This window comes from Williamsia sp. D3 (assembly GCF_000506245.1).
In the GTDB taxonomy this organism is placed as follows: domain Bacteria; phylum Actinomycetota; class Actinomycetes; order Mycobacteriales; family Mycobacteriaceae; genus Williamsia; species Williamsia muralis.
In genome coordinates, this window is sequence record NZ_AYTE01000030.1 from 127,913 (window position 1) to 154,367 (window position 26,455).

The following is a 26,455-nucleotide window of genomic DNA, read 5'->3' on the forward strand; positions in this document are numbered from 1 at the left end:
AGGAGAACCGACGTATGGCTACAGGGCCTCGGATGTCTGCCAGAGACCTTGCCGGACCAGTCGCGATCTTCCTGGGGGCTCTGCTGCTGGTGGCCGCCATCGCGCTACCCCTCTATTACGTGGGTACGTTGAAGAAGACGCCGATGGACCTCGACATCACCAGCGTTTCGGACAGTCAAGCGCAGCAGGGTGTCTCGGGCAGCGATGCGCTGCCGGCGAAGATCTTCAACCGATGCTCGCTGGAAGGCCCCCGCGCCGAGGTCTCCGACGCGCACCTGACCGATCAGCAACGCGTGCTCGTGGTCGACCCGGCCGATGCCGACAAGGTCACCTTCCAGGCAGGCAACTCCGTCCGCATCGACTCGTACACCGATGGCGACGAAACCGTCACCCCGCCCGCCGACGGAGCCGACTCCGGTTGCATGAGCTCGCTGCTCACCGCCACCCGTGACCGCATCACCACCAACCGCGAGACCGCCGAGCCGCAGATCAGCGGTGGCGGACAGAGCGAGGTGCAGGTCGACGCCGGCGAGAACAGCGTCAGTCTCCCCGACCGCAAGGGCCTGCAGTACCGGTTCCCGTTCGGCGTCGAGAAGAACGACAGCTACCTCTACTTCGATCTGCCGACTCGCACCACCAACCCGTTGACCTTTGTCGACGAGCAGGAAATCCAGGGCGTGAAGACCTATCACTTCACCCAAGAGGTCCCCGAGATGGATCTGAGCACCCTGACCGATGCCAACGACCAGCAGCTCGCCGGAACCTCGATCGACCAGCCTGCCGGCTGGTACGGGGGATTCCCGGGATCCCGGAACAACGACCGGCTGCCTGCCTCGCTGATCCAGAAGACCACTCGCGACCTGTACGTCGATCCGGTCAGCGGAACGATCATCAACGAGCGTGAGCACGTCCAGCAGTACTTCAAGCTCAACGTCAGCGAGGACTCCCCCCCGGAGATGCTCGACTACAAACTGACCGCACTGGACGTCGTCTTCTCGTACAACCAGAGCACCCAGGAGCAATTGGCCAGTGACGCCAAGAGTCTCGACGATCCGATCAAGCTCTGGGGTCGCTGGATCCCCATCGTGATCGGAATCCTCGGCGCCCTGCTGCTGGCTGCGGGCGTGTGGTTGCTCCTGCGCGGTGGACCGAAAACCCCTGCGCCGGCCACAGATTCGCCGTACGACCCGAACGAGCAGCAGCGCACCGATCTGATCGGGCAGTACCGGGGCGACGACCGCGGGAACGTCTATCCCGCCGCCGGTGCACCGATGGGTTCGCACGAGCAACAGCCCTACGATCCCGATCAGACCCGTCAGATCCCCGCTGTGCGCGACGACCGCGGGGACGGTTTCGCCGAGGTCGGCGACCACTACCCGTACATGGATCAGCAACGGATCGGTGATGACGCTTCGGCGCAGCAACCGCAGACGGGCGACCCGGGCTGGACCACGCCGCAGCAATCCGATGTGCCCCAGTCACAAGATGATCCACTGCGCCGCAATCGCGACGAACCCTGGCGCCGGCCCGGCGAATAGTCCGGCGGGCCGGCCTCGGTCCTAGGCGAACAACGGGGACAACGCTTTTCCGGCGAGTTCCACCATCCCGGGGATGTGCCCGTTGGTGACCATGTTGATGGTGACGCCGTCCACTCCGGCGTCGATCACGCGTTCCTTGATCTGTGCCGCGACCTCGTCGGGCGCACCGACGAAGAACCTGCTGTTCGCCTGCGCCCACTCCTCATCGGTCGCGGTGGCGCGGTCGATTCCCCTGGCCTTCAGCAGATCTGCCGCCTGAGCGCGGGCCTTGTCGCCATCGGGGTCGAGGATGACAAACGCCAGGTAACTGGTCTGGATCGTCGACCGGTCGCGGCCGGCTTCCTCGCATCGCTTCGCGAGTGCCTCGAGCTTGCGAGGCAACTCGTCCACCCCCGCGATGATGTTGAGGTGCTGGGCGTACCGGGCAGCGAGGCCGAACGTCTTCTTCTCGCCGCCTCCGCCGAGCATGATCGGGATGTCGGTGCGCAACAGCGGTGAGGTGCGGGTGCCGTGCGCCTGGTACCACTTGCCATCGAGCTCAGGTTTGCCTCCGCGGAGCATCGGTTCGATGATCTGCAACGCTTCCTCGAGTCGTTCGAAGCGTTCGGTGAATGTGCCGAACTCGTAACCCATCTCGTGGTGTTCGAGTTCGAACCATCCGGCACCGAGTCCGAGGATCGCCCGGCCCCCGCTGACCACGTCGAGCGTGGTGATGGTCTTGGCCAGCATCGCGGGATTGCGGTAGGTGTTGCCGGTGACCAGCGTCGACAGGTTGATCGTCGAGGTGGCCGTGGCGAGGGCACCCAGAGCGGTGTAGGCCTCGAGCATCGGCTCGTCAGGAGCTCCGATGCCGGGCAGTTGATAGAAGTGATCCATCACCAAAACGGTGTCGAAACCGGATCTTTCGGCTTCTTGCGCTTGCGCGATGACCGTGGGGAACAGCTCTGCGGTGGTGCCGGGGTAGGAGAAATTGGGGATCTGATAGCCGAGGCGGATGCTCATGCATCCACAGTACGACCGCGGTCTTGCGTCCGGGTGACGCTCAGCGCAACCAGCGTCGACACCGTTCCGACCACCGCGCAGCTCGCAGCGATCACCGCGAGCGCGACGATGCTGTGTGCAACGCTGACCACCAGCACCACCTCGACGGCGAGCACCGTCCAGCTCAGCAGGCCGATCCAGGTACGGTCGCGCGCGATGGCCGCCAGAAGGCCCACTTGCAGCACCGACAGCGCGCTCCCGGTGAGAGCGAACAACCAGAGGATCGGGGCGACCGGCCGGTAGTCCTCCCCGGCGATCACCGGAACCAGTGGCCCACAGATCGCCGCACCGACCACCACGGTCGCGGCGATGGCGGTGAGCCACCCGACCGCGGTACGCAGGGCGCCGGCCGTCTTCGCGACGTCTGCGAGTTGTGGGTACAGCACCACGCCGATCGCCTGCGGCAGCCAGAACGCCGCCTTGGTGGCGATCGTCCCGAGCGCGTACACCCCAGCGTCGTATTCGCCGAGGACCGGCCGGGCGGCCAGCAGATCCACCGACGACAGTGCGATCAATACAAGCTGCACCTGCGAGGCGTGCAGCACGAGCCGCAGCGCCAAACCGTCAGACATCGCACTGTCGGCAGGCTTGTCCGCCAACACGATCAGCCAGATGACGGCAGCGGCGATGGCTGCGCCGACTGCGGTTGCGGTGAGGGCACCGGCCGCGCCCGCGCCGACCGCCAACGCGATCACGCCGGGAACGGTGCGGGCCATACCCACACCCGCCAGCACCCACGACAGCACCGAAAACCGTTGTCCGCCCTGCAATATGCCCTGACCGGCAGCGATCAGAACCAGCAGGGGCGCGGTGGAGAAGGCTGCGATCGTGGCCGCAAGGCCGGTATCGGCCACCGCCATCACCACCGGTACGGCGACGACCGCGGCCACCAGCACCGCAGCAGTGGTCCGCAGAGTGATCGAGATCAGGTCGGCGACAGCACGCCCTCGTACGACCTCCCGGGCGATCACGACCTGCAGAGCCAGCGCCGGGACACCCAGCACCAGCATGGCCTGGAGCAGCACTGCGAACTCGCCGTACTCCGCGGGCGACAACCATCGGGTGGCCGGCAGGTGGATGAGGTAGGCGCAGATGTTGGCGACCATCGTGCCGGCGGCCACGCCACCCACTCCCGCCATCGCACCCATCGCCATGGGTTCAGTCTCGCAGGAGCGATCAGCGGCGCAGGGAGACAGGCTCGTTCACATCAGGTGCGACGGGCGCCGGCACAGGTGGGACTGCGCGCGCGGCTTCGCGGAACCGCGCACGCTGCGCGATCCACACGAGCAGACCCAGCACCACACCGACCGGGTAGATCCACCGGTCGAGGTGTTCTCCCAGCAGCAGCGCCGACCACGCGATGGTGAGCAGCGGCTGCACCTGCTGGATCTGGCCCACGCGGGCGATACCACCGCGGGCCAGCCCTCCGTACCAGGCGAAGAACCCGAGGAATTGGGAGATGACGGTGATGTAGACCATCCCGATCACCACCGGGCCGGTCAGCGAGAACGAGCCCGTCGCGGCGGTGAGCACGCACAGCGGAACCGATATCGGCAGCAGCAGCACCAGCGACCACGAGATGCTCTGCGCTCCTCCGATCCGTTTTGCCTGGGTTCCGCCGACCGCGTATCCGAACCCGGCACTGACCGTCGCGAGCACCATCCACAGGTGACCCCAGCTCAGCGCGAACCCGGACAGCGCATCAGGACTCGTCGAGACCAGGAACGCACAGAGGACAAGCACGCCGGCACCGGTCGCGGCCCAGAAGAGCCACGGCAGTCGTTCTCCGCCCAGCAACGCCGCGAATGTGGCAGTCATGGCCGGCAGCAGTCCCAGGATCACCGCACCGGTCGCCGAGTCGATCCTCTCCAGCGCCAGCGAGGAGAACAGCGGGAAACCGACGACCACACCCAGACCGGAACACAACAATGCGGCGAGGTCGTGCGGGGCCGGACGCTGCGCCCCGACGATCCGCAGATACGCCAGCGCGAGCAGCCCGGCCAGCGCCGCCCGCCAGACCGTGACCCCCACCGCATCGATTCCGGCGACGGCGAGTTTGTTGGCCGGCAGCGAGAAACTGAAGGCCAGGACACCGAGACAACCCAGCAGCACGCCGGCGTGAGTGGACGACTTTCGACGTCCGTTATCTGCTATCACCGAAAAGCGCGAACTGTTATCGTTGTTCTTCATGTACAACGATAGCGGAGTATCGGTCTTGACCGAAAGTCTGCGTGCCCTGATCACCCAGAGCACGCCGGGTACCCGGCTCCCATCGGTACGGACGCTGCAGGAGCAGCACCGCGTCTCGCCCAACTCCGTGCAGCGGGTTCTGCGCGATCTCGCCACCGAAGGCCTCGTCGACGTCAGACCGGGTGCCGGATCCTTTGTTGCAGCCGCGGCGCCACCGCGCTCGCCTGCCGACACCTCGTGGCAGGAATCGGTACTTGGCGCCCGGATGCCGCCCGAGCTCTCCCGCACGCTCGACCTGTGGCGTGTGCCCGGGTCCGAGGTGGTCCGGCTCAAAGGCGGGTATCTCGACGACGAACTGCTGCCTCATGCCGCACTCGACGTCACCATGACCCGGGCGATCAAACGTTCCCGGAGCTGGGGCCGCTACCCCATCGAGGGCAGTCCGGAACTGCGCCGCTGGTTCGCATCCGAGATCGACGGGATCCACGCGTCGGAGGTGATCGTGACTGCCGGCGGGCAGACCGCGCTGTCGGTGGCGGTCCGCGCGCTGATCCGCCCAGGAGAATCCGTGATCGTCGAGAGTCCCACGTACACGGGGCTCATCGCGATCGTGCGCAGTCACGGCGCCGAGGTCATTCCCGTGCCGATGGACTCCGAAGGAATCCGGACCGACCTGCTGGCCGACGCGATCAGCCGCACCGGCAGCCGTCTGCTCGTGGTGCAGCCGGCGTTCGCCAATCCGAGCGGGGTGACGCTGGCCGCGCACCGCCGCAGGCAGATCATCGAACTGGCCGAACAGCATTCGCTGTTCGTGATCGAGGACGATTACGCGCGGTACCTCGGCATCGACGGTGACCCGCCCCCACCGTTGACGGCACAGGATCCCAATGGCCATGTGGTGCACATCCGTTCGCTCACCAAGCCCGTCGGGCCCGGGATGCGGGTCGCTGCACTGTGCGCTCGGGGACCCGCACTGGCGCGGCTGCGGGCGGCCAAGATGCTCGACGACTTCTACGTGGCCGGCCCCGTCCAGGAGGCCGCCGTCGAGTTCCTCAACTCTCCCGCGTGGCCCCGGCACAACCGGCAGGTGCGCCGGGGCACTCGGAGAGCGCAGGGATGCCCTCCTGGGATCACTGGGGCGGTTGATCCCACAGATCGAGGTCGCCGCGGTACCCCGTGGCGGCATGCACCTGTGGGTGCGACTCCCAGACGGGCTCGACGATCGGGACGTGGCGGCAGCCGCTCACGCCGAGGGCGTCATGGTCGGCGAGGGAACGCCATGGTTTCCCGCCGAATCCGACCACTCCCACCTGCGCCTGACGTTCGGGGAGACGCCGGTACCCGTCATCGGTGAGGCCGTCTCCCGACTGGCGAAGGTGTTCCGTTAGAGCTTGTTAGGGTCCATGCATGACCCGCAGGCATTGGCTCAGCCTGTGGCTGACCAGCATCGCCCTGTCGATGGCGATCCTCGGGCCCATCTTCGGTCCGGGATACCTGCTGATCCGTGACATGGTCACCACTCCCCGCTCCTTTGTCACCGACTCGGCACTCGGCTTGTCCGATTCTGCGCCGAGGGCCGTGCCGCAGGACTGGCTGATCGCCGTCGGCTCCGGCGTGATCGACGGTGGAATCGTGGTCAAGGCACTGACTTTCGCGGCCATCGTGCTGGCCGGCGTCGGGTACGGCCGATTGGCTCGGCGCGTCCTGCCCGCGGCGGGGGCGCCGGGCATGCTGGCGGCCACGGTCATCGCGGTCTGGAATCCCTATGTGGCCGAACGCCTTCTGCAGGGCCAGTGGAGTCTTCTCGTCGGCTACGCAGCGCTCGGATGGATCCTGATCGCCGCGGTCGACGTCCGCCGCGGTGGCGGCTGGGCTCGCTGGTCGGTGCTGACGGGCTGGCTCGCCGTCGCCGGGATCACGCCGACCGGTTCGCTACTCGCCGGACTTGTGCTGCTCGCCGGTCTGGTCATCCCGGTGCTTGCCCGGCGAGACTGGCGGATGGCGCTGACCGCGTCCACGCTCTGGGCGGCGTCGTCCCTCCCGTGGCTGACCGCATCGTTCCTGGGTGCGGGCACCAGTACGGCTGATCCCGGATCCGTCGCGCTGTTCGCGGCCCGCGCGGAGCCGTGGCTCGGAACGGCCTGTTCGCTGCTGGGCCTCGGTGGCGTGTGGAACGCCGACGCCGTACCCGAGAGCCGGACCTCGCCGTGGGCGCTGGTGGCCACCGCCGCCTTGCTGATTGTTGTCCTCGCCGGGCTCCCGGGACTGTGGCACCGCCGTCGCAACCCGGTGATCAGGGCAGCGGGCGGCCTTGCGGTCGGTTCGGTTGTCCTGGTCGCCCTCGCGGCCACGCCATTCGGCATGGCGATCCTGGAGTGGCTGGTCGATACGGTGCCCGGCACCGGTCTGCTGCGCGACACCCAGAAATGGATCGCCCTCGCGGTTCCGGCATACGCGCTGGCTGCCGCGTCAGCCGTCCAATCGGCCGGCCGACACGTGCCGAAGGGGTTTGCCGCCGTCGTCGCCTCCGCGCTGATCGTCGCCCCACTGCCCGACCTCGCGTGGGGTGTGGGCAATACGCTCACCCCGATCCACTACCCCGGCGACTGGCAGGTGGTTGCCGACACCATCACGTCCGGACATGGCGATGTGCTCGTGCTCCCGGTGGGGACCAACCGCCGGTACGCCTTCGCCGATTCGGTGTCCCTGGATCCGGCCCCGAGACTCCTGCGCGCCGACGTCCTGCAATCGGGTGAGCTGATCGTCGACGGCCGCAGTGTCGACCGACCCGATTCACGGGCCACCCGCGCCGAGGAAGCACTCCTTGCCGGATCGTCACCGCAGGCGCTCGCAGCACTGGGAGTCGGATGGGTTCTCGTCGAGGGCGATTCGGCCATCAACGCGGCGCCGCGCACCCTGGCCCAGCTCGACCTCGCGTTCGACGGTGCCGATCTGCGCGTCTACCGAGTGGACGTCGATCGTTTGCACAGTGCAATCGGCGAACCGTCCGCAGCCGAACGCGGCGCACTGTGGGTTGCCCATCTGGTGTGGATTGTGCTGATCGCCAATGGATTACTCGCAGCTGTGCTGAAATGGCCCCACCGAACGGCGCACCGAAAGAGGCTCTAGGCAGTGGACGAGCTCGAAACCTTCACACAGATCGAAGCGATCAAACAGGTCAAATACCGGTATCTCCGCGCCTTGGACACCAAGCGTGGGAGGAGTTCGAGACCACCCTGGCCGAAGGCGTCACCGGCGACTACGGCGACGGTCTGTCGTTCACCACCCGAGCCGAGCTCGTGAACTTCATGAAGTCGTCGCTCGGGGCAGCGGTGCTGACCGAGCATCGAGTAGACCACCCGGAGATCACCGTCGACGGCGACGAGGCCACGGGCCGGTGGTACCTGCAGGACCGGGTCATCGTCGCGGACTTCAACTTCATGCTCTTCGGAGCGGCGTTCTACAACGACCGCTACATCCGGACGGCAGACGGGTGGAAGATCAGCGCGACCGGCTACGACCGCACCTACGAGGCCACGGTGTCACTCGAAGACTTGCCGAGTTTCAAGGTGAAACCCGGTGCGGCACTCAATCTCTGACGAGGCCCGACACACGTTGCCCTGAGACCGTCTCGGCCAGGACGTATTTCACCCGGGCAGCCGCCGCCGACCACGAATAGTCACCGGCCCGCTCTCGCGCCTTGTCACCGAGTTCGCGGCATCGCGCCGGCTCATCAAGCAATTCCGCTGTGGCCGAGACCAACTCGTCGAGATCGTCGACGAGCAGTCCGGTCACGCCGTCGACCACGGAGTCGGTGAGCCCTCGAGAAGATCGATACCCGATGGTCGGTACACCGTGCCCGGCGGCCTCGACAACGGCAAGTCCCCACCCCTCGGTCTGCGACGGCATCAGATGCAGCGCCGACCCGGCAAGGATGCGGTGCTTGTCGGATTCGCTCACATGCCCGTGGAAACTCACGCGCCGGTCGACACCGAGTTCGGTCGCCCGCTCACGAAGACGGGTCGACCACCAGCCGTCGCCCACCACGTCCAACGTCACGTCCGGATGGGTGGACGCGAGCCGGGCCATCACCTCGAGCGCGTGTTCGATCTGCTTGTGCGGCACCAGACGCGAGAGCACCACCAGCCGGCGAGGATCCGGCTCGACATCGACGTGAGGTGACGGGTCGGTGCCTGCGCGCACCACCGACACCCGCCCGGCGTCCACACCGAGCGAGACGAGATCCTCGGCCGACGGCAACGACACGGTCAGGTACTGCGAATCCCGATGCACCCACGGTGACAGGCGGGATTCGATGAACCATCCGATCCGGCCCATCGCGGCGCCGGCGACCGGCCATTGGCGGCGATGGCAGTGATGCACCAGAACCACCACCGGCGCGCGCATCACCCACCGGGCGAAGAAGGGGATGCCGTTCTGGGTGTCGATCACCACGTCGGGATCGAGCCCGGCCATCGGTCCACGACCGAGCCGGCCGGCGACGATCGCCGCGAGCGCCCGCGGGTACACGCTGAGCCGGCCACCGCCGCGCGAGACCCGGATGCCGTCACGGATCTCCGTGCGCGCCGCCCCCGGGTAGCCGGCCGTCCGCAGGGTCACGCGCACGCCGTCGCGGACGAGTTCGGCCCCGATGCGCTCGAGGTAGCGTTCGCTGCCGCCACCCTGCGGGTGGTCGGAGTCGCGCCAGCACAGCAACAGCACCTCGCGGACGGGCGCGGTGGGCTCACCGTTGGCGACGTTGTCAGGTTGTTCGTTTTTCACTGTTGGCCAGGGTAGCGGCCGGATCTCCACCGACGTCCGACCCGTATCGTTTCGCTGGTGAAAGACACCACCCGCCGTGCCCGTCAGCGCGCCACGGTGGTCCGTTCGGCCACCTTGCTGAACCACTTCCGGTACGAGCAGTCCGACCCCGACCGCTTCTACGGCGCCCTCGCCGATGACTCGGTGGAATTGATCGAGGCGCTGCACCGCGGCGTCACGGGCCTGGACCCCGGCGGCCCGGCCGGCCTCGACGGCAAGGTTGTCCTCGATGTGGGAGGCGGTCCCGGCTACTTCGCCGAGGTGTTCCGGCGCCGCGGCGCCCACTATGTGTCGGTCGAACCTGACCCGGACGAGATGCATGCCGCCGGTCTCGCCCAGCAGGCCGGTGTCCGCGGGTCGGGGACTGCTCTGCCGATCGCCGATGCCGTGGTGGACATCTGCTATTCGTCCAATGTCGCCGAACACGTCGCCGAGCCCTGGTCCATGGCCCGCGAGATGCTGCGGGTCACTCGCCCCGGCGGCCTCGTCCTGCTCAGCTACACCCTCTGGTACGGACCGTTCGGCGGCCACGAGATGGGTTTGACCCACTACTTCGGCGGTGCCCGGGCGGCCCGCTGGTACACGAAAAAGCACGGCCACCGGCCCAAGAACCTCTACGGCACATCGTTGTTCAAGGTCACCGCAGCCGACGGGCTGCGGTGGGCACGTTCGGTGCCGCCTAGCGAGGCGACACTGGTGGCAGCCTTTCCCCGGTATCTCCCGGGGCGGCTGTGGTGGGTGATGAAGGTGCCGCTGATCCGGGAAGTACTGGGCACCAACTTGGTGCTACTGCTCCGTAAGGCCGACCCGACGAATCCGCTATAGGACAAGCCCGTCGAGGTCGGTGTCCGGGGCCTCGATCGGCGGGACCCGGAGAGCGGTCACCGTCGCCCACCCGTCCGCGATGAGGGCGGCATCCGAACCCGGCGGGCTGTCGTCCTGCTCCTGGGCACGGATCTCGTCGAAGGTCACCGCCACCGACTCCTCATCTCGTTCCCCGATCCGGGCCTGCACGGCCCCGAACGGTGCAAGCGATGCCCGCCGCAGCCCCTTCAGATCCGCTCTGGCCAGATCGGGGATGTTGACGTTGAGCACCGAACCGGGCTGGGCCTTGTCGACCACCCACGCTGCTGCGACACGCGCGACCTCGGCCGCGCAGCCCCAATCGCGGGGCCCGGCGGCGTCCACCGACACCGCCAACGTCGCAGCGCCGTGGGCGGCAGCGGTGAACGCCGCGCCCACCGTCCCCGAGTGCAAGATCGCGTGTCCGGTGTTGGGTCCGTGATTGATCCCGGAGAACACCAGATCCGGCGGTGGCCCGAAAGCTCCGTCGCACGCGACAAAAGCGATGAGGGCAGGCGACGCGTCCACGGCGTAAGCCGTCACGCCGGGCAACTCGGTCAGATCGGTGGCTCGCATCCGCAACCGGCCGCCGTCTTCGATGGCACTGAGCGACGCGCTCGCGCCGCTGCGTTCCCGGTCGGGCGCGGCGACCACCACGTCAAGACCCAGGTCGGCCGCAACTCTCGCGAGCACGCGGATCCCGGCGCGGTCGATACCGTCGTCGTTGGTGATCAGCACCTTCACGACGTGCCCTTTCCGGGCCGGTCCACCTTGCGGACCTCGGCTCGTTCGGCCAACTTCCGGACCACCTCGCCGTGGCCGGTCGCCAGCCCTCGCCGGGTCACCGTTGCCGCACCTGCCGCGACCGCCAGCCGCAGTCCCGACTCGAGGGACTCGCCCTGCGCGGTCGACACAGCCAACGCAGCGGTCATCGAGTCGCCGGCACCCCGATGGTCGATCGATTGGGCGGGCGGCGCGATGGCCTCCCAGAACTGACCGTCCTCCCAGGCCAGTGTGGATTCCTCACCACGCGAGATCACCACCACCCTGGCGCCCTTTTCTCCGAACTCCTCCATCGCAGTGGCAAGATCCGCAGGCTTCTCCGACTTCGCGAACCCGTCCTCGACGAGGTCCTCGTGACTCACCTTGAGGATGTCGAGGCCACCTTCGAGCGCGCTCTGCAAGGTCGGGCCGGACAGGTCGGCCACCACCGGGATGCCGTTTGCCGTCAGATCTGCAGCCAGGCGCCCGTAGGTCTCGTCCGGGATCACCCCGTCCTCATGGGGGCCGCCGAGTGCCGCGACCCCCGAGGTGAGCCCCTCGGCAAGGCAATTGCTGAAGAGGTCGTCCACCTCGTGCCGGGTGAGCACTTGAGGACGCACACTCACCACCTCGAGGCGGTTGCCGCTGCGCCGATCGTGCACGTACGAGCCGTTCTCGCCGCCCATCGCCACGCCTCGCACCGCGACGCCCTCACCTTCGATCAGTGGGCGCAGTATCTTTCCGGCCTCGCCGCCGAACACCCCACACAACGTGGTGTTCAGGCCGAGCGTCTCCATCATCCGGGCGATCCAGAAACCCTGCCCTCCGGCGTGGACGTGCAGCTCCGCAGCGTCGCTGGCGTCGGCTTCGATTGTTACGGTCAGTAAAGGGGTCGGGGCGAAAACCAGACCATGTGAACTCATGATGTCCTCCTCGCGGCCCGCTTACCCGCTCGCGCCGGCCGGAAAACGGACAGAACCCCCGCACCGGGATCGGCGCGGGGGGTTCTGTTGTCTGCAGTGTCGTGGACTAGTTGTCGATCGCGTCCAGCGGTTTGGTCTTCGCCGCCCGCGAGGCCGGCCACAGGGCCGCCAGCACTCCGACAACGGCCGCACCGACCAACGTGATGACGATCAGACTCCACGGCAACACCGGAGCACCCAGACCCCAGTACTTCAGGGTGCGTACCAGCGCCCAGCCGAATGCCACGCCCAGCACCACACCGAGCAGCGCACCGAAGATCGCGATCAACAGCGACTCGACGTAGATCGTCCGCCGTAGTTGAGCACGGGCCATCCCGATCGCCCGCAACATCCCGATCTCACGTTTGCGTTCGATCACCGACAGGGCGAGCGTGTTGACGATGCCCAGGACTGCGATCACCAACGCCAGTCCGAGCATTCCGTAGAGGACGCTCAGCATCTGGTCGATCTGCGATGACTGCTCGCCCTTGAACTCGGCAGGCGTCCGAATCTTCACCGTCAGGTAGTCGGCGGTGACATCTTCGACCCGGTCGCTCACCTCGTCGACGTTGGCGCCCGGCACCGTCTTGATGGCGGCGAAGACCTCCTGCCGCAGCGGTGACGGGATCAGCTTCTCGTAGGCATCCGAGCCCATCGCCCACGGATCGATCAGCGGGTTGTCCTTGAAGATGCCGGTCACCCTCACCGGGACCACCGTGCCGTCGTAGTTCGTGAACTCGATCGTCTCGCCGACGTTCCAGCCCTTCTCCTTCGACGTGCGTTCGCCGACGATCATGCCGTCCGGTTCGATCGTTCGCGGACCCTCGACCATCTCGTACGGGGTGACCGAGTACATGTCACCGTCGGGCGAGTACCCGAACACGCCCTGACCATCGACCTCGGCCTGGATACCCCCGAAGCCGACAACCGATTCGACTCCGTCGATCTCGGCGATGGCCTCCACCACCAGGGGCGAGAACCCGCTGCCCTGATCGCCGGACACCAGCAGATTCGCCGTCAGTCCGGTGTCGATCGCATCGTCGATCGTGCCCTTGAACGTCGAACCGAGAGTGCCGATCACCGCCACCAGCATCAAACCGAGTGTCAACGCGAAAGCTGTTGCGGCAGTACGTCTCGGATTGCGGACAGCGTTGGTACGCGCCAGCTGACCGATCTTGCCGAAAGGCCGTGCCAGCACCGCACCGAGCACGGTGACCGCCGGACGTGACAACGCAGGCGCGGCGAACACCACCGCGAAGATCATCACCAGCGCACCGAGTCCGACGATGCTCGCAGCTCCGGACCCCTCACCGGAGGCACCGATCGCCAGCAGCGCCAGTGCGATGACCGCCAGCACGATGCCTGCGATGGTGCGCACCTTGAGTGACGCCTGACCATCGGTGAGGCTCTCGCGCATCGCCTCCACGGGCGACACCTTCGATGCCCGTCTGGCCGGCGCATACGCACTGACCATGGTGACGAGGATGCCCACCAACAGACAGGCGATCACCGCCGACGGACCGATCTGGAGCGACGTCGTCGGCAGACCGGTCGAGCCCGTCACGGCCTTGAGGACTGCTGCGATACCGACGCCGGCAGCCAAGCCGACCAGCGCGCCGATGAGCCCCACGACAAACGCCTCGAGCAGCACCGAACGGGTGACCTGTCTGCGACTGGCCCCGATTGCCCTGAGCAGGGCCAACTCTCGCACCCGCTGGGCCACGATCATCGAGAAGGTGTTGTAGATGATGAACGTGCCGACGATGAGTCCGATCGCGGCGAACGCCAGCAGGATGTAGTTGAAGACGTCGAGGAACTGGTTGATCGAGTCCTTCTCGTCCTGACGCACCTGGTCGCCGGTGCGCAGCTTGTAGTCGTCGCCGATCAGGCCTGCGACACGTTCTTTCAACTGCTCGGGGCTGACACCCGGCACCGCCTGCAGGTCGATCGCCTGCGAATGCGAGCCGTCGGTGAACAGGTCTTTGGCAGTCTCCTCCTGGAACTGGATGCTGGTGAATCCGCTGGTGGCGCCCGGCACGTCGAGGATGCCGACCACCGTCACCTCCATCGGCGCCCCGCTGCCACGGCCCACCGCCACCTTGGTGGTCGACCCGAGCTTCAGGTCGGCCTCGTCGGCGGACGAATCATTGAGGGCGATCTCGTTGGGGCGAGTCGGAGCACGGCCGTCGATGAGATTGCTCTCGGTGTCGGACAGCCGTTGGTCCGGCGACTGGAAGGCGCTGCCCACACTGGGCGCGCCACCCGTCTGCAACGCCTTGCCGTCGGCCTTGGCGATGGTGGCCGGACCGCTGTACTGCGGCAACACCTTTGCCACTCCGAGCTCGGCCTTGTTGTCCTCGATCTGGGTGAGGACCGAATCGGGCACACCCGACGAATTGGAGTCCTCCGGTGAGATCTGGGTGTCCACGCCGAGTGCGACCTTGTCGAAGATCCCGTCGAAGGCGCTGGACACGGTCGCGGTGAAGATCATCGAACCGGCGACGAAAGCGGTGCCCAACACGACCGACAGAACAGTCAGGACAAGGCGAAGCTTATGCGCGCCAAGGTTTCTCAGTGAGACCTTACGCATCGCATTCGATGCCATCACAGTTCCTTCGGAGCGCGCGAGAAGCCTCCGGTCGACGGGGTCTCGTCGAGGTTCTTCATGTACTCGAAGATCTCGTCGGCATCGGGATTGCGGAGCTCCTGCACTATCTGGCCGTCGGCGAGGAAGACCACCCGGTCGGCATAGCTCGCCGCACGGGGGTCGTGGGTGACGATCACAACGGTCTGGCCGAACTCGTCGACCGCGGCGCGAAGAATGCTGAGCACCTCGCCCGACGACCTGGAGTCGAGGTTGCCGGTGGGCTCGTCACCGAAGATGATCTCGGGTTGCCCGACCAGCGCTCGCGCACACGCCACGCGCTGCTGCTGACCACCGGACAGCTCGCTGGGGCGATGGCCCAGACGGTCGGCGATACCGAGGCGCCCGATCACGGTGTCGAACCATTGCTGATCGGGTTTGCGGCCGGCGATGTCGAGCGGCAGCGTGATGTTCTCCCGAGCCGTCAGGGTCGGCACCAGGTTGAAGGACTGGAACACGAAGCCGATCCGGTCCCGGCGCAGGAGCGTCATCTGCTTGTCGGAGAGATCGGTCAGATTGGTGTCGCCGATGCTCACCGTTCCGCTGGTCGCGGTGTCGAGTCCGGCGAGGCAGTGCATCAACGTGGACTTGCCGGACCCGGACGGGCCCATGATGGCCGTGAACTCACCTCGGACGAACTCCGCGGTGACACCCGCCAATGCATGCACTTGGGTGTCTCCGGATCCGTAGATCTTCTTCAGATCGCTCGCGCGGGCCGCAACTGCGGTGGGTGGGGCGGTCATGTCTGGCCTTTCTCATTCTCGGTCAGTTAATGCACGATGCCTGGCTACCGGCAGTACAAATACTGACTGCCATGCCATCGCCGAATCATCGGGGACCACCCTGATCTTTCCCCCTACATCCCGCCGACGAATCGGCCGTGAGGATGATTTGGCCCCCTCGCAGTAGTACCGCAGAGTGAGGTCGCGGTCCAGCGAATACAGGTCAGCCAGGGAAGTGCACGGCCATGACGTGCAGCTTGTTGGGTACGGCAGGCGAGTTGAAGCCGTTGTCGGACACGGCGAGAAGAGCGCGCCGATTGTTCGAGAGTCTCGGCCCCCACGCCAGACCTTCGACGTTGCCCGGCCTCAAGTTCGTCAAACTGCTCAGGTTGTAGACCAAGTGCTTCGGCATCGCCTTCTCGTTCCCTGTCAGGGCTGCTTTACCCGTGACCCGGTCGGCGCCGTTGGTGGTCGTCCAGAAGATCTTGATGTCGTAGGAGTTGCGAGCGGGATCGTAACCGCGTTCGAGCACCAGGAAGTCGGTCTTGTTGACGGCCAATACCTCCGAGACACCCTTGACGCCCGGCCCGACGAACCCGGGGTAAGCGGGTCCGTGCGATAGACGAACTCGCCGCTCACACTGCCGTTGCCACGTAGTTGCAGAAGCCGCGAGCTGGTGCCTGCGGCCAGGGTGGGCCGTGGGCCATCCTGGGCGAGTGAATTCTCGGTGATGGTGCTGATGAGGCCGCCCTCGCTCACCGCCAGGGATTCCAGACCCAGGTGCCCCCGCAGCCCACTGCCCTTCTTGGGGACATACGCAGCGGGGAGCGCGAAGTCCCGCTGATGGAGCCCTGGGGCCGAGACCATCCGGATGAACGGCTCGGGCCCATCACTGGCGACGATCAACGAGTCGCCGTGGTGCCTGATGGCCTCGAACTCGTAGCCGGAGCCGGGCAGCATCGGGATGTTGTTCGGCCCCATCACCACACCACCGCCGACCAGCGCGGGGACGCCGGACGACATGCCGTCGCGGTTGAGCGGAACGCTGACGTCGAAGTAACGGGTGGGTCCGTTGGCGCCGGTGTCGTCGGTGATCACCGAGTAGTTGCCACGACCGTCACCGTCGATGCCGGAGATGTCCCCGAAGCGGGCGGGTGCCGGGATCCAGTCGAACGGCAGGTTTGTCGTCGACAGGAACTTCGCGGACAGCACAGGTGCTGCTGCCGCGTGCACGGGTGCAACCAGACCCGCTGCCAGCGCGGCCGCGACAACTCCTGTGGCCGTTGCCAATACACCGCGCAGCTTCGCTCGCCTCATGGGCGGGATGTTACCGGTGCCGCCCCACCTGCGCGCGTTCAGAAGAGACTTGAAAGATCAAGAATCGGCGCCGAGCCGATGCTTGAGCGCCTCGAACTCGTCCCGGATGCCCGACGGCAGCTTCTCGCCGACGAAGTCGAACCATTCCTCGATGGACGGGATCTCGCCGCGCCACTCCTCGGGGTTCACCGCGAGCGCTTCGGCGACATCGGCCTCAGAGACGTCCAAGCCGTCGAGGTCCAGCGCTTCGGGCGTCGCCACGATGCCGATGGGGGTCTCCACACCGCTGGTCTTGCCCTCGATGCGTTCGACGATCCACTTCAGCACGCGGCTGTTCTCACCGAATCCTGGCCACAGGAATCGCTTGTCGTCGCCGCGGCGGAACCAGTTGACGTAGAACACCTTCGGCAACTTGGACTCGTCGGCGTTCTTGCCGAGGTCGATCCAGTGGTTGAGGTAATCGCCGACGTTGTAGCCGAGGAACGGCAGCATCGCCATGGGGTCGCGGCGGATGGCGCCGACGGTACCCTCGGCTGCCGCAGTCTGCTCCGAGCCGACGGTGGCGCCCATGAACACGCCGTGCTGCCAGCTGCGGGCCTCGGTCACCAACGGGATGGTGGTCTTGCGCCGGCCGCCGAACAGGATCGCCGAGATCGGCACACCCTGCGGGTCATCCCACTCGGGCGCCATGATCGGGCACTGGCTCATCGGGGTGCAGTACCGCGAGTTCGGGTGCGCTGCCTGCGTATCCGAGTCCGGGGTCCAGTCGTTCCCGCGCCAGTCGATGAGGTGCTGGGGGTCGCCTTCGAGGCCCTCCCACCAGACATCCTTGTCGTCGGTGAGCGCGACGTTGGTGTAGATGGTGTTACCCGCCTCCATGGTCTTCATGGCGTTGGGGTTGGAGCTGTAGTTGGTACCGGGCGCGACACCGAAGAAGCCGAACTCCGGGTTGACCGCGTACAGGCGGCCGTCTTCGCCGAACCGCATCCAGGCGATGTCGTCACCGAGGGTCTCGGCACGCCACCCGGGGATGGTGGGCTGGATCATCGCGAGGTTGGTCTTGCCACAGGCGCTCGGGAACGCGGCGGCGATGTAGTACGCCTTGTCCTCCGGGCTGATCAGCTTGAGGATCAGCATGTGCTCTGCGAGCCAGCCCTCGTCGTGGGCCATGGCCGACGCGATGCGCAGCGAGTAGCACTTCTTGCCCAGGAGCGCATTACCGCCGTAACCCGAACCGTACGACCAGATCTCGCGGTCTTCCGGGAAGTGGGTGATGTACTTGGTCTCGTTGCACGGCCACGGCACGTCTTCCTGGCCGGCCTCGAGTGGGGCACCCAGTGAGTGCAGCGCCTTGACGAAGAAGCGGTCCTCGCCCAGCGCCGCGACGACCTCGGGGCCGACCCGGGTCATCACACGCATCGACAGCACGACGTATTCGGAATCGGTGATCTCGACACCGAGCTTGGGGTCGTCGGAGCCGAGCGGTCCCATGCAGAACGGGATGACGTACATGGTGCGGCCGCGCATGCTGCCTCGGTAGAGCTCGGTCATCGTCGCGCGCATCTCGGTCGGGTCAACCCAGTTGTTCGTGGGGCCGGCGTCGATCTCGTTCTTCGAGCAGATGTAGGTGCGTGATTCCACGCGTGCGACGTCGGCGGGGTCGGAGTTGGCCAGGAACGAGTTGGGCTTCTTCTTCTCGTCCAGCTTGGTCATGGTCCCGGCGGCGACGAGCTGGGTGGTGAGGCGATCCCACTCGTCGTCGGAGCCGTCAGACCAGACAACCCGCTCCGGTTCGGTGAGTTCTGCGACTTCTCGCACCCAGGCCAACAGTTCGGCGTGCGACGTCGGCGCGCTGTCGGGATCCAAACCGGGAATGGTTGCTGAAGTCATGTGTCATCTCTCCTACCGGTGACCGACGGGCACAGGAACCGCATGGGTTCATCGTCTGCGCCGGTCAGCCCCTCCGTGGCGGCCTTTTATTCAGATTACTTCGGGCGTACCCGCTGGCATCAATCGGGGCGTGTATCAGGGCACATCTCACCGTGTGAGTGACGAACATTGTAGTCGGCCCATCAACGCGCTGACCAGCCGAACTACCGAAGACGACCGACGTCGGTGGCTGTCCATTCCCCTGTCGCGGGGTCCAGCCGATGCGAGCTGTAACCGCCGTCGCCACGCACCTCTGTGATCAGATCCACCTGACCGTCACGATCACTATCGGTGTAGACGGTCAAACCAGCTGGTCCTGGCCTCGTGAGCGAATCAGCGACCCCGTCGGCGTCGGTGTCGATGTCGGCGGGCCCGAGATCCCAGACCCTGTCGTTCTCGACGATCCAGAGATTGTCGTAGACGCCGTCGATGGGCGGCGCCGAGGCCGGATGGACGAACACCGGCTCATTCTGGTCGTCGCCGCATCCGGCAAGGAAGTCGTTGTCCATACCGTGCACCCACCCACCCGTCGAAGAAAAAGTGTCCCGTTGGGTTGGACGCAGAACACCTCGGCACGGTTCCCGCCGACCGAGGGGCGAGTGAGAGAGGTCAGCTCAGATCAGTGTCCGATCGCCTCGAGGAGGGGGTCGAGCCGGTCCCGCACCTCGGCCGCAGCCGCAAGTTTCGCGAGGTCGCCGTCGCGACGACCGACCGCCGCCTGCCGCACCCGCCTGATCTCGCGGTCCACTTCGGCGATCCGGGAGGCCGCCCCCTGCGACCGCCTCTCGTAGTGGCGGGTGAGTCTGCCGCCGATGACCGACTCGGCACTGGAGACCTGCCGCACTATCTCCCGCTCGATCTGTGACCGCACATCACCCACCGCGTCATGCGCCCATGTCGCCATCGCCGCCCGTCGGGTCGACAGCCGGCGTATCCGGACCATCCCCACCGCGATCACCACGCCGAGGACAAGCGTCAGCGGCATCGCGATCCACTGCAGCGTGTCGACCGACGCCATCGGGGTGACCACCAGACGGCCGAGACCCAGACCTGCCGAGGCCCCGAACACCACGAGCAACGCCTCCTCGGCGCCCCGGCGCGGCACCGGCAGGGCGGGAACGGCCACCGTCTCGTAGGAACGGGCCGGCGCCGTGGGGGCCGCCTGCTCCAGCCCGAGCATCGTGCGCGCCTGCAGGCCGTCGAGGTCGTCGTCGAGCCGGTTGAGGATGCCGGTGCGGACCTCTGTCAGCTCGCCCTCGAGCCACTGCACAAACGACGTTTCCCCGGAACGGTTGAGTCGCGCGGCAGCTGCTGTCGCCCCCGCGTCGATGGCTCGCGTCGTCGAATCGAGTGCGCCGGCCACGTCACCGCGGATCTGCCCGGCACCGGCGCGCAATGCAGCCAACCGGTCCATCCGGCCGCGGTCGCGCGTTCCGGCGAGCACTGCCCGTTCGTCCAGCAACGCGGCGGCGGGGTCCGAGCCATGGTCGACGGTGGCCAGGTCCTCGACAAACGCTTCGAGAGTGCGATCAGCGGCCACGGTCGCCAATCGTTCGCGGCGATCAGTGGGGTGGAGTTGCTCGTGCAGCCAGCCCGTCAGCGCCTCGAATCCTGAGCCGGTGTGATGACCGGCCAGCGCGGCCGCGGCCGACACGGCAAAGATCGGCAGTCGTCCGTGCGGGTCGAGTAGCTGTCGATTGGCCTTGAGCAACGTGGGCCAATCCCAGAAGGCATCGATCTTGTTGCAGACCATTGCGACGATCGGCGCGGTGGCGGTCAGGGCTCGCAGCAGTTCGACCTCTGGTTCCCCCACCCCTGATGAGGGATCCACGATCAGCAGGGCAATGGCCGCGCCGCCGCCTCTTCCGTGTACATCACCGTCCGGCCGATCCACCTGATCCGGCCCAGGCCACTCGGAGGCCTTGATGCCTGCAGCATCCAACGCCGCGGCGATCGAGGTGACCCCGACGCGACCGAGCCCTGCCACCGTCACCACGTCGGAATCGACCTGGCCGATAGACGAACCGGTCAGCTCCGAGACACCGGCCACCACGGCCCGCATCTCCCGCAGGTCAGCGGTCGTCGTCATGTCAGCGCTCCCGACAGCATGGATCCGGACAAGATGTGCTCGATCTCGTCCCGCAGGATTCCCTGGGCCGCGATGATCTCGAGCTCATCGACCACCCGTCCGACACGTCTGTGCTCGGCAAGGGACGCAAACTCCGTCAACGGGTCGGCCAGTGCGTCGAGTCCACTGCGCTGGTGGAGCCGGGCGGCGAGTTCCTCTGCGGTCAGAGGCCCGCCGCTCAGCAGGGCCAGCGCACTGGCGATGCCGTACGCATCGAGCCTGCGCAGCAACGACAGCCGTTGCAGGCGCTGGTGCGGCCCGCCCGCGTCGAGGAACTCGGCCTGCATCGGCGGCACCTGTTCACCTGCCGCGGCCATGGCGGCCATGAAGTCGATGTCGTCCATCCGCAGATCCGGTACCGCCAGCAACGGCATCACCGGCACCACCGCCCGACCGAGCGATGCTGCGCATTGCGCTGCGCGATCACGAGCGGACGGCCATGACCCCAGCGAGTCCGCTTTCCCGAGAACCACCAGGCTTCGACGTGGATCGAGGTCGGCGATCGCGGCGACGTCGTCCGGCCGGGGCCAGCCCGAGAGCACGTGGAGCCATGCGTCCGCATCGGACGCGTCGTCGCCCGGTCCGATCGGGCTGACGTCGTAGGACTGCCTCAGCGCACGGGCCACGGTGTCGCGGCCGGTGCCGAATCGGCCCACCACGGCCACCCTCAGCGGCCCCTGCAGATCGTCGACCGCGCGGCGCAACGCGACGGCCCCCGGCAGGTGGTCGCACAGAGCGTGCAGCCGGTCCATCAACTCGCCGATCCGAGAGTCGGCCGGCCCATCATCGTGCCGATACATGTGATTCCTCCCCCGAAGAGCCTTGCCACCTGGTCAGACGCACGATTGCAGTGCCCGGTTCCGCCTCGCCGCAACACGGCTTGATCGCGGTTTGGTAAACCCCTGCTGTCACATCGGTGAGTAATGCGGGACTATGGCCGGGTGACTAGCCCAAACCCGAAGGCCCAACGCAGTGTGTTGCCGGCGCCGGACGAGCGGTCGGCTCCGGATGACAAGGCCGAGATCGACGCGGCCCGCCGTGAACGCGCGCGTCTCTACCCTCGGGTGACCAGCTTCCGGTCGCGCCGCGGCAGTCTCACGCCCGCTCAGCAGGACAACTGGGAGCGGCTGTGGCCTTCGGTGGGTCGAGAGGTCAGCGAGAACGCCCGAATCGATGCCGAGGCCTGGTTCGGACGTAACGCGCCCCTGATCCTCGAGATCGGCTGCGGAACAGGGACCTCTACCGCCGCGATGGCGGCCGAGGAGCCCGACATCGACGTGATCGCCGTCGACGTCTACCGGCCAGGGATCGCACAACTCCTCGGGATGATCGGCCGGGAGAACCTCGCCAACATCCGGGTCATCCGAGGTGACGCCGTGATCGTGCTGGGGCACATGATCGCGCCCGCCTCGCTGACCGGAGTCCGGGTGTTCTTCCCCGATCCGTGGCCCAAAGCTCGCCATCACAAGCGGCGTCTGCTGCAGCCGAGCACCATCGAGCTGATCGCCGAGGTGCTGCGGGACAACGGTGCGCTGCACATCGCCACCGACCATGCCGACTACGCCCACTCGATCGCGGAGGTGCTCGGCAGTCAGTCCCTGCTGGTGCCGGCCGAGACCGCCGTGCCGTTCTCCACGGCCCGGCCGGTCACGAAGTTCGAGGGACGCGCCGAACGCGAAGGCCGCCCGGTCACTGAGTTCGTTCTCACAAGGGTCCCACGATGAGTCCTGCATCCTATTCGGACGAGCCCGTCAGCACACCCGACAACTCGGTCGCCCACACCATCTCGGGGGCGAGCCAGGAAGCCCGGGTGCTGCTGATCTGGGACGCACCGAACCTCGACATGGGTCTCGGGTCGATCCTCGGCGGCAGGCCCACCGCAGCTCACCGGCCCAGGTTCGACGCTCTGGGACGCTGGCTGCTGGATCGGACAGCGGACATCTCCGCGGCCACCACACCGTCGGTCGACGGCACCGCAGGCGCCCGCAGGAGCTTCGCCGCGGTCCCCGAGGCGACCGTCTTCACCAACATCGCCCCTGGTACGGCCGAAGTCGTGCGCCCCTGGGTCGAGGCGTTGCGTAATGTTGGTTTCGCTGTTTTCGCCAAGCCCAAAGTGGACGAAGACAGCGACGTGGATTCGGACATGCTCGACCACATCGAGATGCGCAGGCACACTGTGGGGCTGGCGGGACTGATCGTCGCCTCGGCGGACGGGCAGGCCTTCCGCGAGCTTCTCGAGGACGTCGCCGCCGATGGGGTCCCGGTGCAGGTGCTCGGATTCCGCGAGCACGCAGCGTGGGCACTGACGTCGGAGAGTTTGGAGTTTGTAGATCTAGAAGACATTCCAGGTGTGTTCCGGGAGCCCCTGCCCCGGATCAGTCTGGACTCGTTGCCCGAAGAAGGCGCGTGGCTGGCTCCGTTCCGGCCGTTGTCGGCACTGCTGTCCGGCCGCCCCACCTGAGAGCGACGAGCGAGCTGTGACATAGACGCACGATCGGCGACGTCACGGACGTCCCCCGCGCGACCACTCTCAACCAGCGAGTGACGAACTAGCGAGTACGGAAAGGACCTGCGGTGTTTGGTGCCATAGGCAACTTCGTGTACCGGCTGCGCTTTGTGGTCATCGCGGTCATGGTTGCCCTGATGGCCGGGCTCGGCCTCTACGGGCTCGACCTCAACAAGCATCTGAGTCAGTCCGGATGGTTCGACCCGGGCTCCCCCTCGGTCGAGGGCTCGCAGCTGCGTGACGAGGTACTCGGCCGCGACCACAAGTCGGACGTCATCATGCTGGTGACGCCGCCGGCGGGCACCAAGGTCGACGACCCGGCGTTCGCCACCAAGGTCGAGCGAATCGTCGAAGACCTGATCGCACAGCACGGTGACGTCGTGGACCGCACCGACCCCGGCATCGTGGACCCGTTCAAACCGGCCGCGAACGACTTCGACAAGGCCACCCAGGCGCAGGTGCAGGCACGGCTCTTCGACGCCTCCCGCGAACACGGGTTCGTCAGTATCGGTGTCCGAGGTGACGACGACACCACCATCTTGAACAACTACAAGAAGATCGAGCCCTTCTTCGACGACCTTCCCGAGAAGTACGACCTACCCGGCACGACCATCGAGATGGCCGGGCTGCAGCCCGTGGCCGGCGCGATGTCGGCGGGGATGGACGAAGACATCAAGCGCGCCGAGATCATCGCGCTGCCGCTGGTCGCCGTCATGTTGTTCTTCATCTTCGGCGGTGTCATCGCTGCCTGTCTGCCCGTGGTGATCGGTGGCCTGACCATCGCAGGCTCGCTGGGCATCATGAAGCTGCTCACCCACGTCACCGAACTCAACATCTTCGCCCAATCGGTGGTGACACTCATCGGGCTGGGTATCGCCATCGACTACGGATTGTTCATCGTCAGCCGGTTCCGCGAGGAGCTGGCCGAGGGATACACCACCAAGGACGCGGTGCGCCGGACCGTCATGACGGCCGGTCAGACCGTGGTGTTCTCGGCGACCATCATCGTCGCCGCGCTTGCGTGCCTGCTGCTGTTCCCGCAGGGCTTCCTCAAATCGGTTGCCTACGGCGCGATCGCGTCGGTCAGTCTCGCGGCCATCTGCTCGATCACCGTGCTCGCGGCGATCCTCGCCATCCTCGGTCCACGAATCGACATGTGGGGCTTCTCGTTCCTGCGCCGTACCAAGACCAAGAAAGAGGTCGAGGACAGTTTCTGGGGCCGCCTTGCCGGCTGGGTGATGCGCCACCCGCTCAAGACCGCGATCCCGGTCGTTCTCTTGCTCCTCGCGTTGGTCATCCCGTTCGCGGGCATCCAGTTCGGTGGCATCACCGAGAAGTACCTGCCGCCGAACAACGACAACCGCATCGCGCAGCAGAACTTCGACAAGTTCTTCCCGACCGAGCGCACCGAAGAGATCAAGCTCGTCATCGAGTACAACCCGGAGAGCAGCGACGACGCGGCCAAGCTGCAGACCATCGCCGACGAGGCCAACAAGATCCCCGGTTTCACCAAGGAGTTCACCCTCGACGGCGCGCAGGCCGAGGGCAACGTCGTCGAGTTGGCTGCCGGTCTCATCGACCAGAACACCGCAGGTGAAGCCGTCAAGGAATTGCGTGACATCGACACGCAGGGCCTCAACATGTACGTCGCGGGAACCCCTGCCCTGACGCAGGATTCGATCAACGCGCTCCTCGACGACCTACCGCTGATGGTCGCGCTGCTGATCCTGGTGACGAGCCTGCTGATGTTCCTGGCGTTCGGCTCGGTGGTGTTGCCCATCAAGGCGGCACTCGTCTCGGCGCTGGGACTCGGGTCGACCCTGGGCATCTTGACCTGGATCTTCATCGACGGTCACGGGTCGTCGATCGCCAACTTCACGCCGGGCCCGCTGATGTCTGCGGTCCTGGTCCTGATCATCGCCATCATCTACGGCCTGTCCACCGACTACGAGGTGTTCCTGCTCTCCCGGATGGTCGAGGAACGGCAGAAGGGCGCGAGCACCACCGACGCGATCCGCCGCGGCACCGCGCACACCGGCCGGATCATCACCGCGGCCGCGGCCATCCTGGTGGTGGTCACCGGCGCGTTCGGGCTGTCCGAGATCGTGATGATGAAGTACATCGCGTACGGCATGATCGCCGCACTGATCCTCGACGCCACCATCATCCGCATGCTGCTGGTGCCGGCCATCATGAAGCTGCTCGGCGACGACTGCTGGTGGGCCCCGCAGTGGATGAAGGTGATCCAGGAGAAGATCGGTCTGGGTGAGACCATCCTCGACGACGAGAACGACCCGGGTCGTGCGGCTCGAGCTGTCCGCGGGGCCCGCAGCGCCGGCACCGTGGTCGCCGAGGCACCCACGTCGGCGATGCGGATGCAACCCGCCACGGACGGTCGACGACCGGTTCCCGCTGGCGCCCCCGTAGCGCGCCCCTCCGGTCCGATCGGACGGCCCCCGGCTCCGAGGCCTTCCGGCCCCATTTCTCGTCCGACGCCGGACCGGGCTGTGCCACAGCAGGATTCGGAACCACAGCCACGCGCCACACCGGTTCCCGCGATGGGTGGCGTTCGCAAGCCGTCGTCGTGGACCGACAGCCCGTCGGATGCCGGCTCTCGGCCGGCCGACACCAATGGACGCATCGGGCAGGTCCGCAGGCCTGACCCGGTCCGGCCAGGACAACCCCAACAGGCCGGTCGACCCAGCGAACCTCCGGTGAGCGGCGTCGTCCGCCGGGCACCGAGCAGGCCCGCCCCTGATTCGGACTCGGTGGCGCCGCGCACACCCAATCGCGAGAACGCCCGCCGCAACCGTCCGGACACCGGCGGTTGGAGTCTCGGCGCCGGCGGGATCCGCCTGGGTGACCCCGTTCCGGCGAACGGCACGCCCGGGCCGTCCGAGAACGGCTCTGACCAGCATCGCCAACCCGGCCGACCACCGCGTCCGCAGCCGATCCGTTCCGACCGCATCGGACCGCAGCAAGACCCTCGCCCGACCGAACCGCGGCCCAGTGGTCCACCGGTATCGAGTCCGCGCGGCGTGCCCGCGGGCCG

The 26,455-nt window shown here is 66.8% G+C and carries 19 protein-coding genes and 2 pseudogenes; 8 read left to right on the top strand and 13 right to left on the bottom strand.

Annotated features, from left to right (window positions below):
* The first annotated feature begins 32 nt into the window (after window positions 1-32).
* The gene (locus W823_RS0129975) at window positions 33-1,538 is read left to right on the top strand and encodes a DUF3068 domain-containing protein (protein ID WP_023960236.1); all 1,506 of its coding nucleotides are present in this window, start codon (window positions 33-35) and stop codon (window positions 1,536-1,538) included.
* A gap of 21 nt (window positions 1,539-1,559) precedes the next feature.
* Here W823_RS0129975 and W823_RS48030 read toward each other — a convergent pair whose 3' ends face one another.
* Genes W823_RS48030 through W823_RS48040 form a run of 3 tightly spaced genes read right to left on the bottom strand, consistent with a single transcriptional unit; the run spans window position 1,560 to window position 4,769 of the window.
* On the bottom strand, window positions 1,560-2,540 hold the full coding sequence (locus W823_RS48030; protein ID WP_023960238.1) for an LLM class F420-dependent oxidoreductase: 981 nt from the start codon (window positions 2,538-2,540) through the stop codon (window positions 1,560-1,562).
* Window positions 2,537-3,733 (bottom strand): polysaccharide biosynthesis protein, encoded by a 1,197-nt coding sequence (locus W823_RS48035; RefSeq protein ID WP_023960240.1) that lies wholly within the window; start codon window positions 3,731-3,733, stop codon window positions 2,537-2,539. Before W823_RS48035 ends, W823_RS48030 begins: the two co-directional genes overlap by 4 nt.
* Before the next feature lie 22 nt (window positions 3,734-3,755).
* Entirely contained in the window at window positions 3,756-4,769 is a 1,014-nt protein-coding gene (locus W823_RS48040; RefSeq protein ID WP_023960242.1) for a DMT family transporter, read from the bottom strand.
* Between W823_RS48040 and W823_RS48045 the strand changes: the two genes are divergently transcribed.
* The 3 genes and pseudogenes from W823_RS48045 (at window position 4,768) to W823_RS48055 (ending at window position 8,368) form a co-directional block, all read left to right on the top strand.
* Complete coding sequence (locus W823_RS48045) at window positions 4,768-6,123, top strand: PLP-dependent aminotransferase family protein (protein ID WP_200866395.1); 1,356 nt, start codon at window positions 4,768-4,770, stop codon at window positions 6,121-6,123. The two genes, W823_RS48040 and W823_RS48045, sit on opposite strands and share 2 nt — an antisense overlap.
* A 53-nt stretch (window positions 6,124-6,176) precedes the next feature.
* On the top strand, window positions 6,177-7,898 hold the full coding sequence (locus W823_RS48050) for a membrane protein (protein ID WP_023960244.1): 1,722 nt from the start codon (window positions 6,177-6,179) through the stop codon (window positions 7,896-7,898).
* 3 nt (window positions 7,899-7,901) lie between these two features.
* A pseudogene (locus W823_RS48055) lies at window positions 7,902-8,368 on the top strand (nuclear transport factor 2 family protein).
* Here the strand turns inward: W823_RS48055 and W823_RS48060 are convergent.
* Window positions 8,358-9,551 carry a glycosyltransferase family 4 protein gene (locus tag W823_RS48060; protein WP_023960246.1) on the bottom strand — a complete coding sequence of 398 codons (1,194 nt, stop codon included), beginning with the start codon at window positions 9,549-9,551 and terminating at the stop codon, window positions 8,358-8,360. The pseudogene W823_RS48055 and the gene W823_RS48060 overlap by 11 nt on opposite strands.
* Before the next feature lie 57 nt (window positions 9,552-9,608).
* Here W823_RS48060 and W823_RS48065 point away from each other — a divergent pair, with 57 nt between their 5' ends.
* Window positions 9,609-10,415: a class I SAM-dependent methyltransferase gene (locus W823_RS48065; protein WP_023960248.1), complete on the top strand. Its 807-nt coding sequence runs from the start codon at window positions 9,609-9,611 to the stop codon at window positions 10,413-10,415.
* On the opposite strand, the gene surE is transcribed toward W823_RS48065, so the two are convergent.
* The 9 genes and pseudogenes from surE to W823_RS48105 form a co-directional block, all read right to left on the bottom strand.
* On the bottom strand, window positions 10,410-11,177 hold the full coding sequence (gene surE, locus W823_RS48070; protein ID WP_023960250.1) for a 5'/3'-nucleotidase SurE: 768 nt from the start codon (window positions 11,175-11,177) through the stop codon (window positions 10,410-10,412). The two genes, W823_RS48065 and surE, sit on opposite strands and share 6 nt — an antisense overlap.
* Window positions 11,174-12,118 (bottom strand): PfkB family carbohydrate kinase, encoded by a 945-nt coding sequence (locus tag W823_RS48075; RefSeq protein ID WP_023960252.1) that lies wholly within the window; start codon window positions 12,116-12,118, stop codon window positions 11,174-11,176. The genes surE and W823_RS48075 overlap by 4 nt, the downstream gene beginning before the upstream one ends.
* A 106-nt stretch (window positions 12,119-12,224) precedes the next feature.
* The gene (locus tag W823_RS48080) at window positions 12,225-14,747 is read right to left on the bottom strand and encodes an ABC transporter permease (RefSeq protein WP_031332779.1); all 2,523 of its coding nucleotides are present in this window, start codon (window positions 14,745-14,747) and stop codon (window positions 12,225-12,227) included.
* A gap of 14 nt (window positions 14,748-14,761) precedes the next feature.
* Window positions 14,762-15,544 carry an ABC transporter ATP-binding protein gene (locus W823_RS48085; protein ID WP_023960256.1) on the bottom strand — a complete coding sequence of 261 codons (783 nt, stop codon included), beginning with the start codon at window positions 15,542-15,544 and terminating at the stop codon, window positions 14,762-14,764.
* A 202-nt stretch (window positions 15,545-15,746) separates the two neighbouring features.
* Window positions 15,747-16,840, bottom strand: a pseudogene (locus W823_RS48090) (esterase-like activity of phytase family protein).
* 57 nt (window positions 16,841-16,897) lie between these two features.
* Complete coding sequence (locus tag W823_RS48095; protein WP_023960258.1) at window positions 16,898-18,730, bottom strand: phosphoenolpyruvate carboxykinase (GTP); 1,833 nt, start codon at window positions 18,728-18,730, stop codon at window positions 16,898-16,900.
* Between the two features lie 203 nt (window positions 18,731-18,933).
* A complete protein-coding gene (locus W823_RS48100) occupies window positions 18,934-19,278 on the bottom strand; it encodes a DUF6802 family protein (protein WP_023960260.1) in 345 nt (114 codons plus the stop codon).
* 110 nt (window positions 19,279-19,388) lie between these two features.
* Entirely contained in the window at window positions 19,389-20,858 is a 1,470-nt protein-coding gene (locus W823_RS0129995) for a hypothetical protein (RefSeq protein ID WP_051406607.1), read from the bottom strand.
* Window positions 20,855-21,697: a hypothetical protein gene (locus W823_RS48105; RefSeq protein WP_023960262.1), complete on the bottom strand. Its 843-nt coding sequence runs from the start codon at window positions 21,695-21,697 to the stop codon at window positions 20,855-20,857. Before W823_RS48105 ends, W823_RS0129995 begins: the two co-directional genes overlap by 4 nt.
* A 123-nt stretch (window positions 21,698-21,820) precedes the next feature.
* Here W823_RS48105 and trmB point away from each other — a divergent pair, with 123 nt between their 5' ends.
* The 3 genes from trmB to W823_RS48120 form a co-directional block, all read left to right on the top strand.
* Complete coding sequence (trmB, locus tag W823_RS48110; RefSeq protein WP_031332782.1) at window positions 21,821-22,621, top strand: tRNA (guanosine(46)-N7)-methyltransferase TrmB; 801 nt, start codon at window positions 21,821-21,823, stop codon at window positions 22,619-22,621.
* Complete coding sequence (locus W823_RS48115; protein WP_023960266.1) at window positions 22,618-23,358, top strand: NYN domain-containing protein; 741 nt, start codon at window positions 22,618-22,620, stop codon at window positions 23,356-23,358. The genes trmB and W823_RS48115 overlap by 4 nt, the downstream gene beginning before the upstream one ends.
* Window positions 23,359-23,471: 113 nt before the next feature.
* Window positions 23,472-26,455, top strand: a 2,984-nt coding sequence (locus W823_RS48120; RefSeq protein WP_023960269.1) for an MMPL family transporter, incomplete at its 3' end; no start/stop codon positions are given.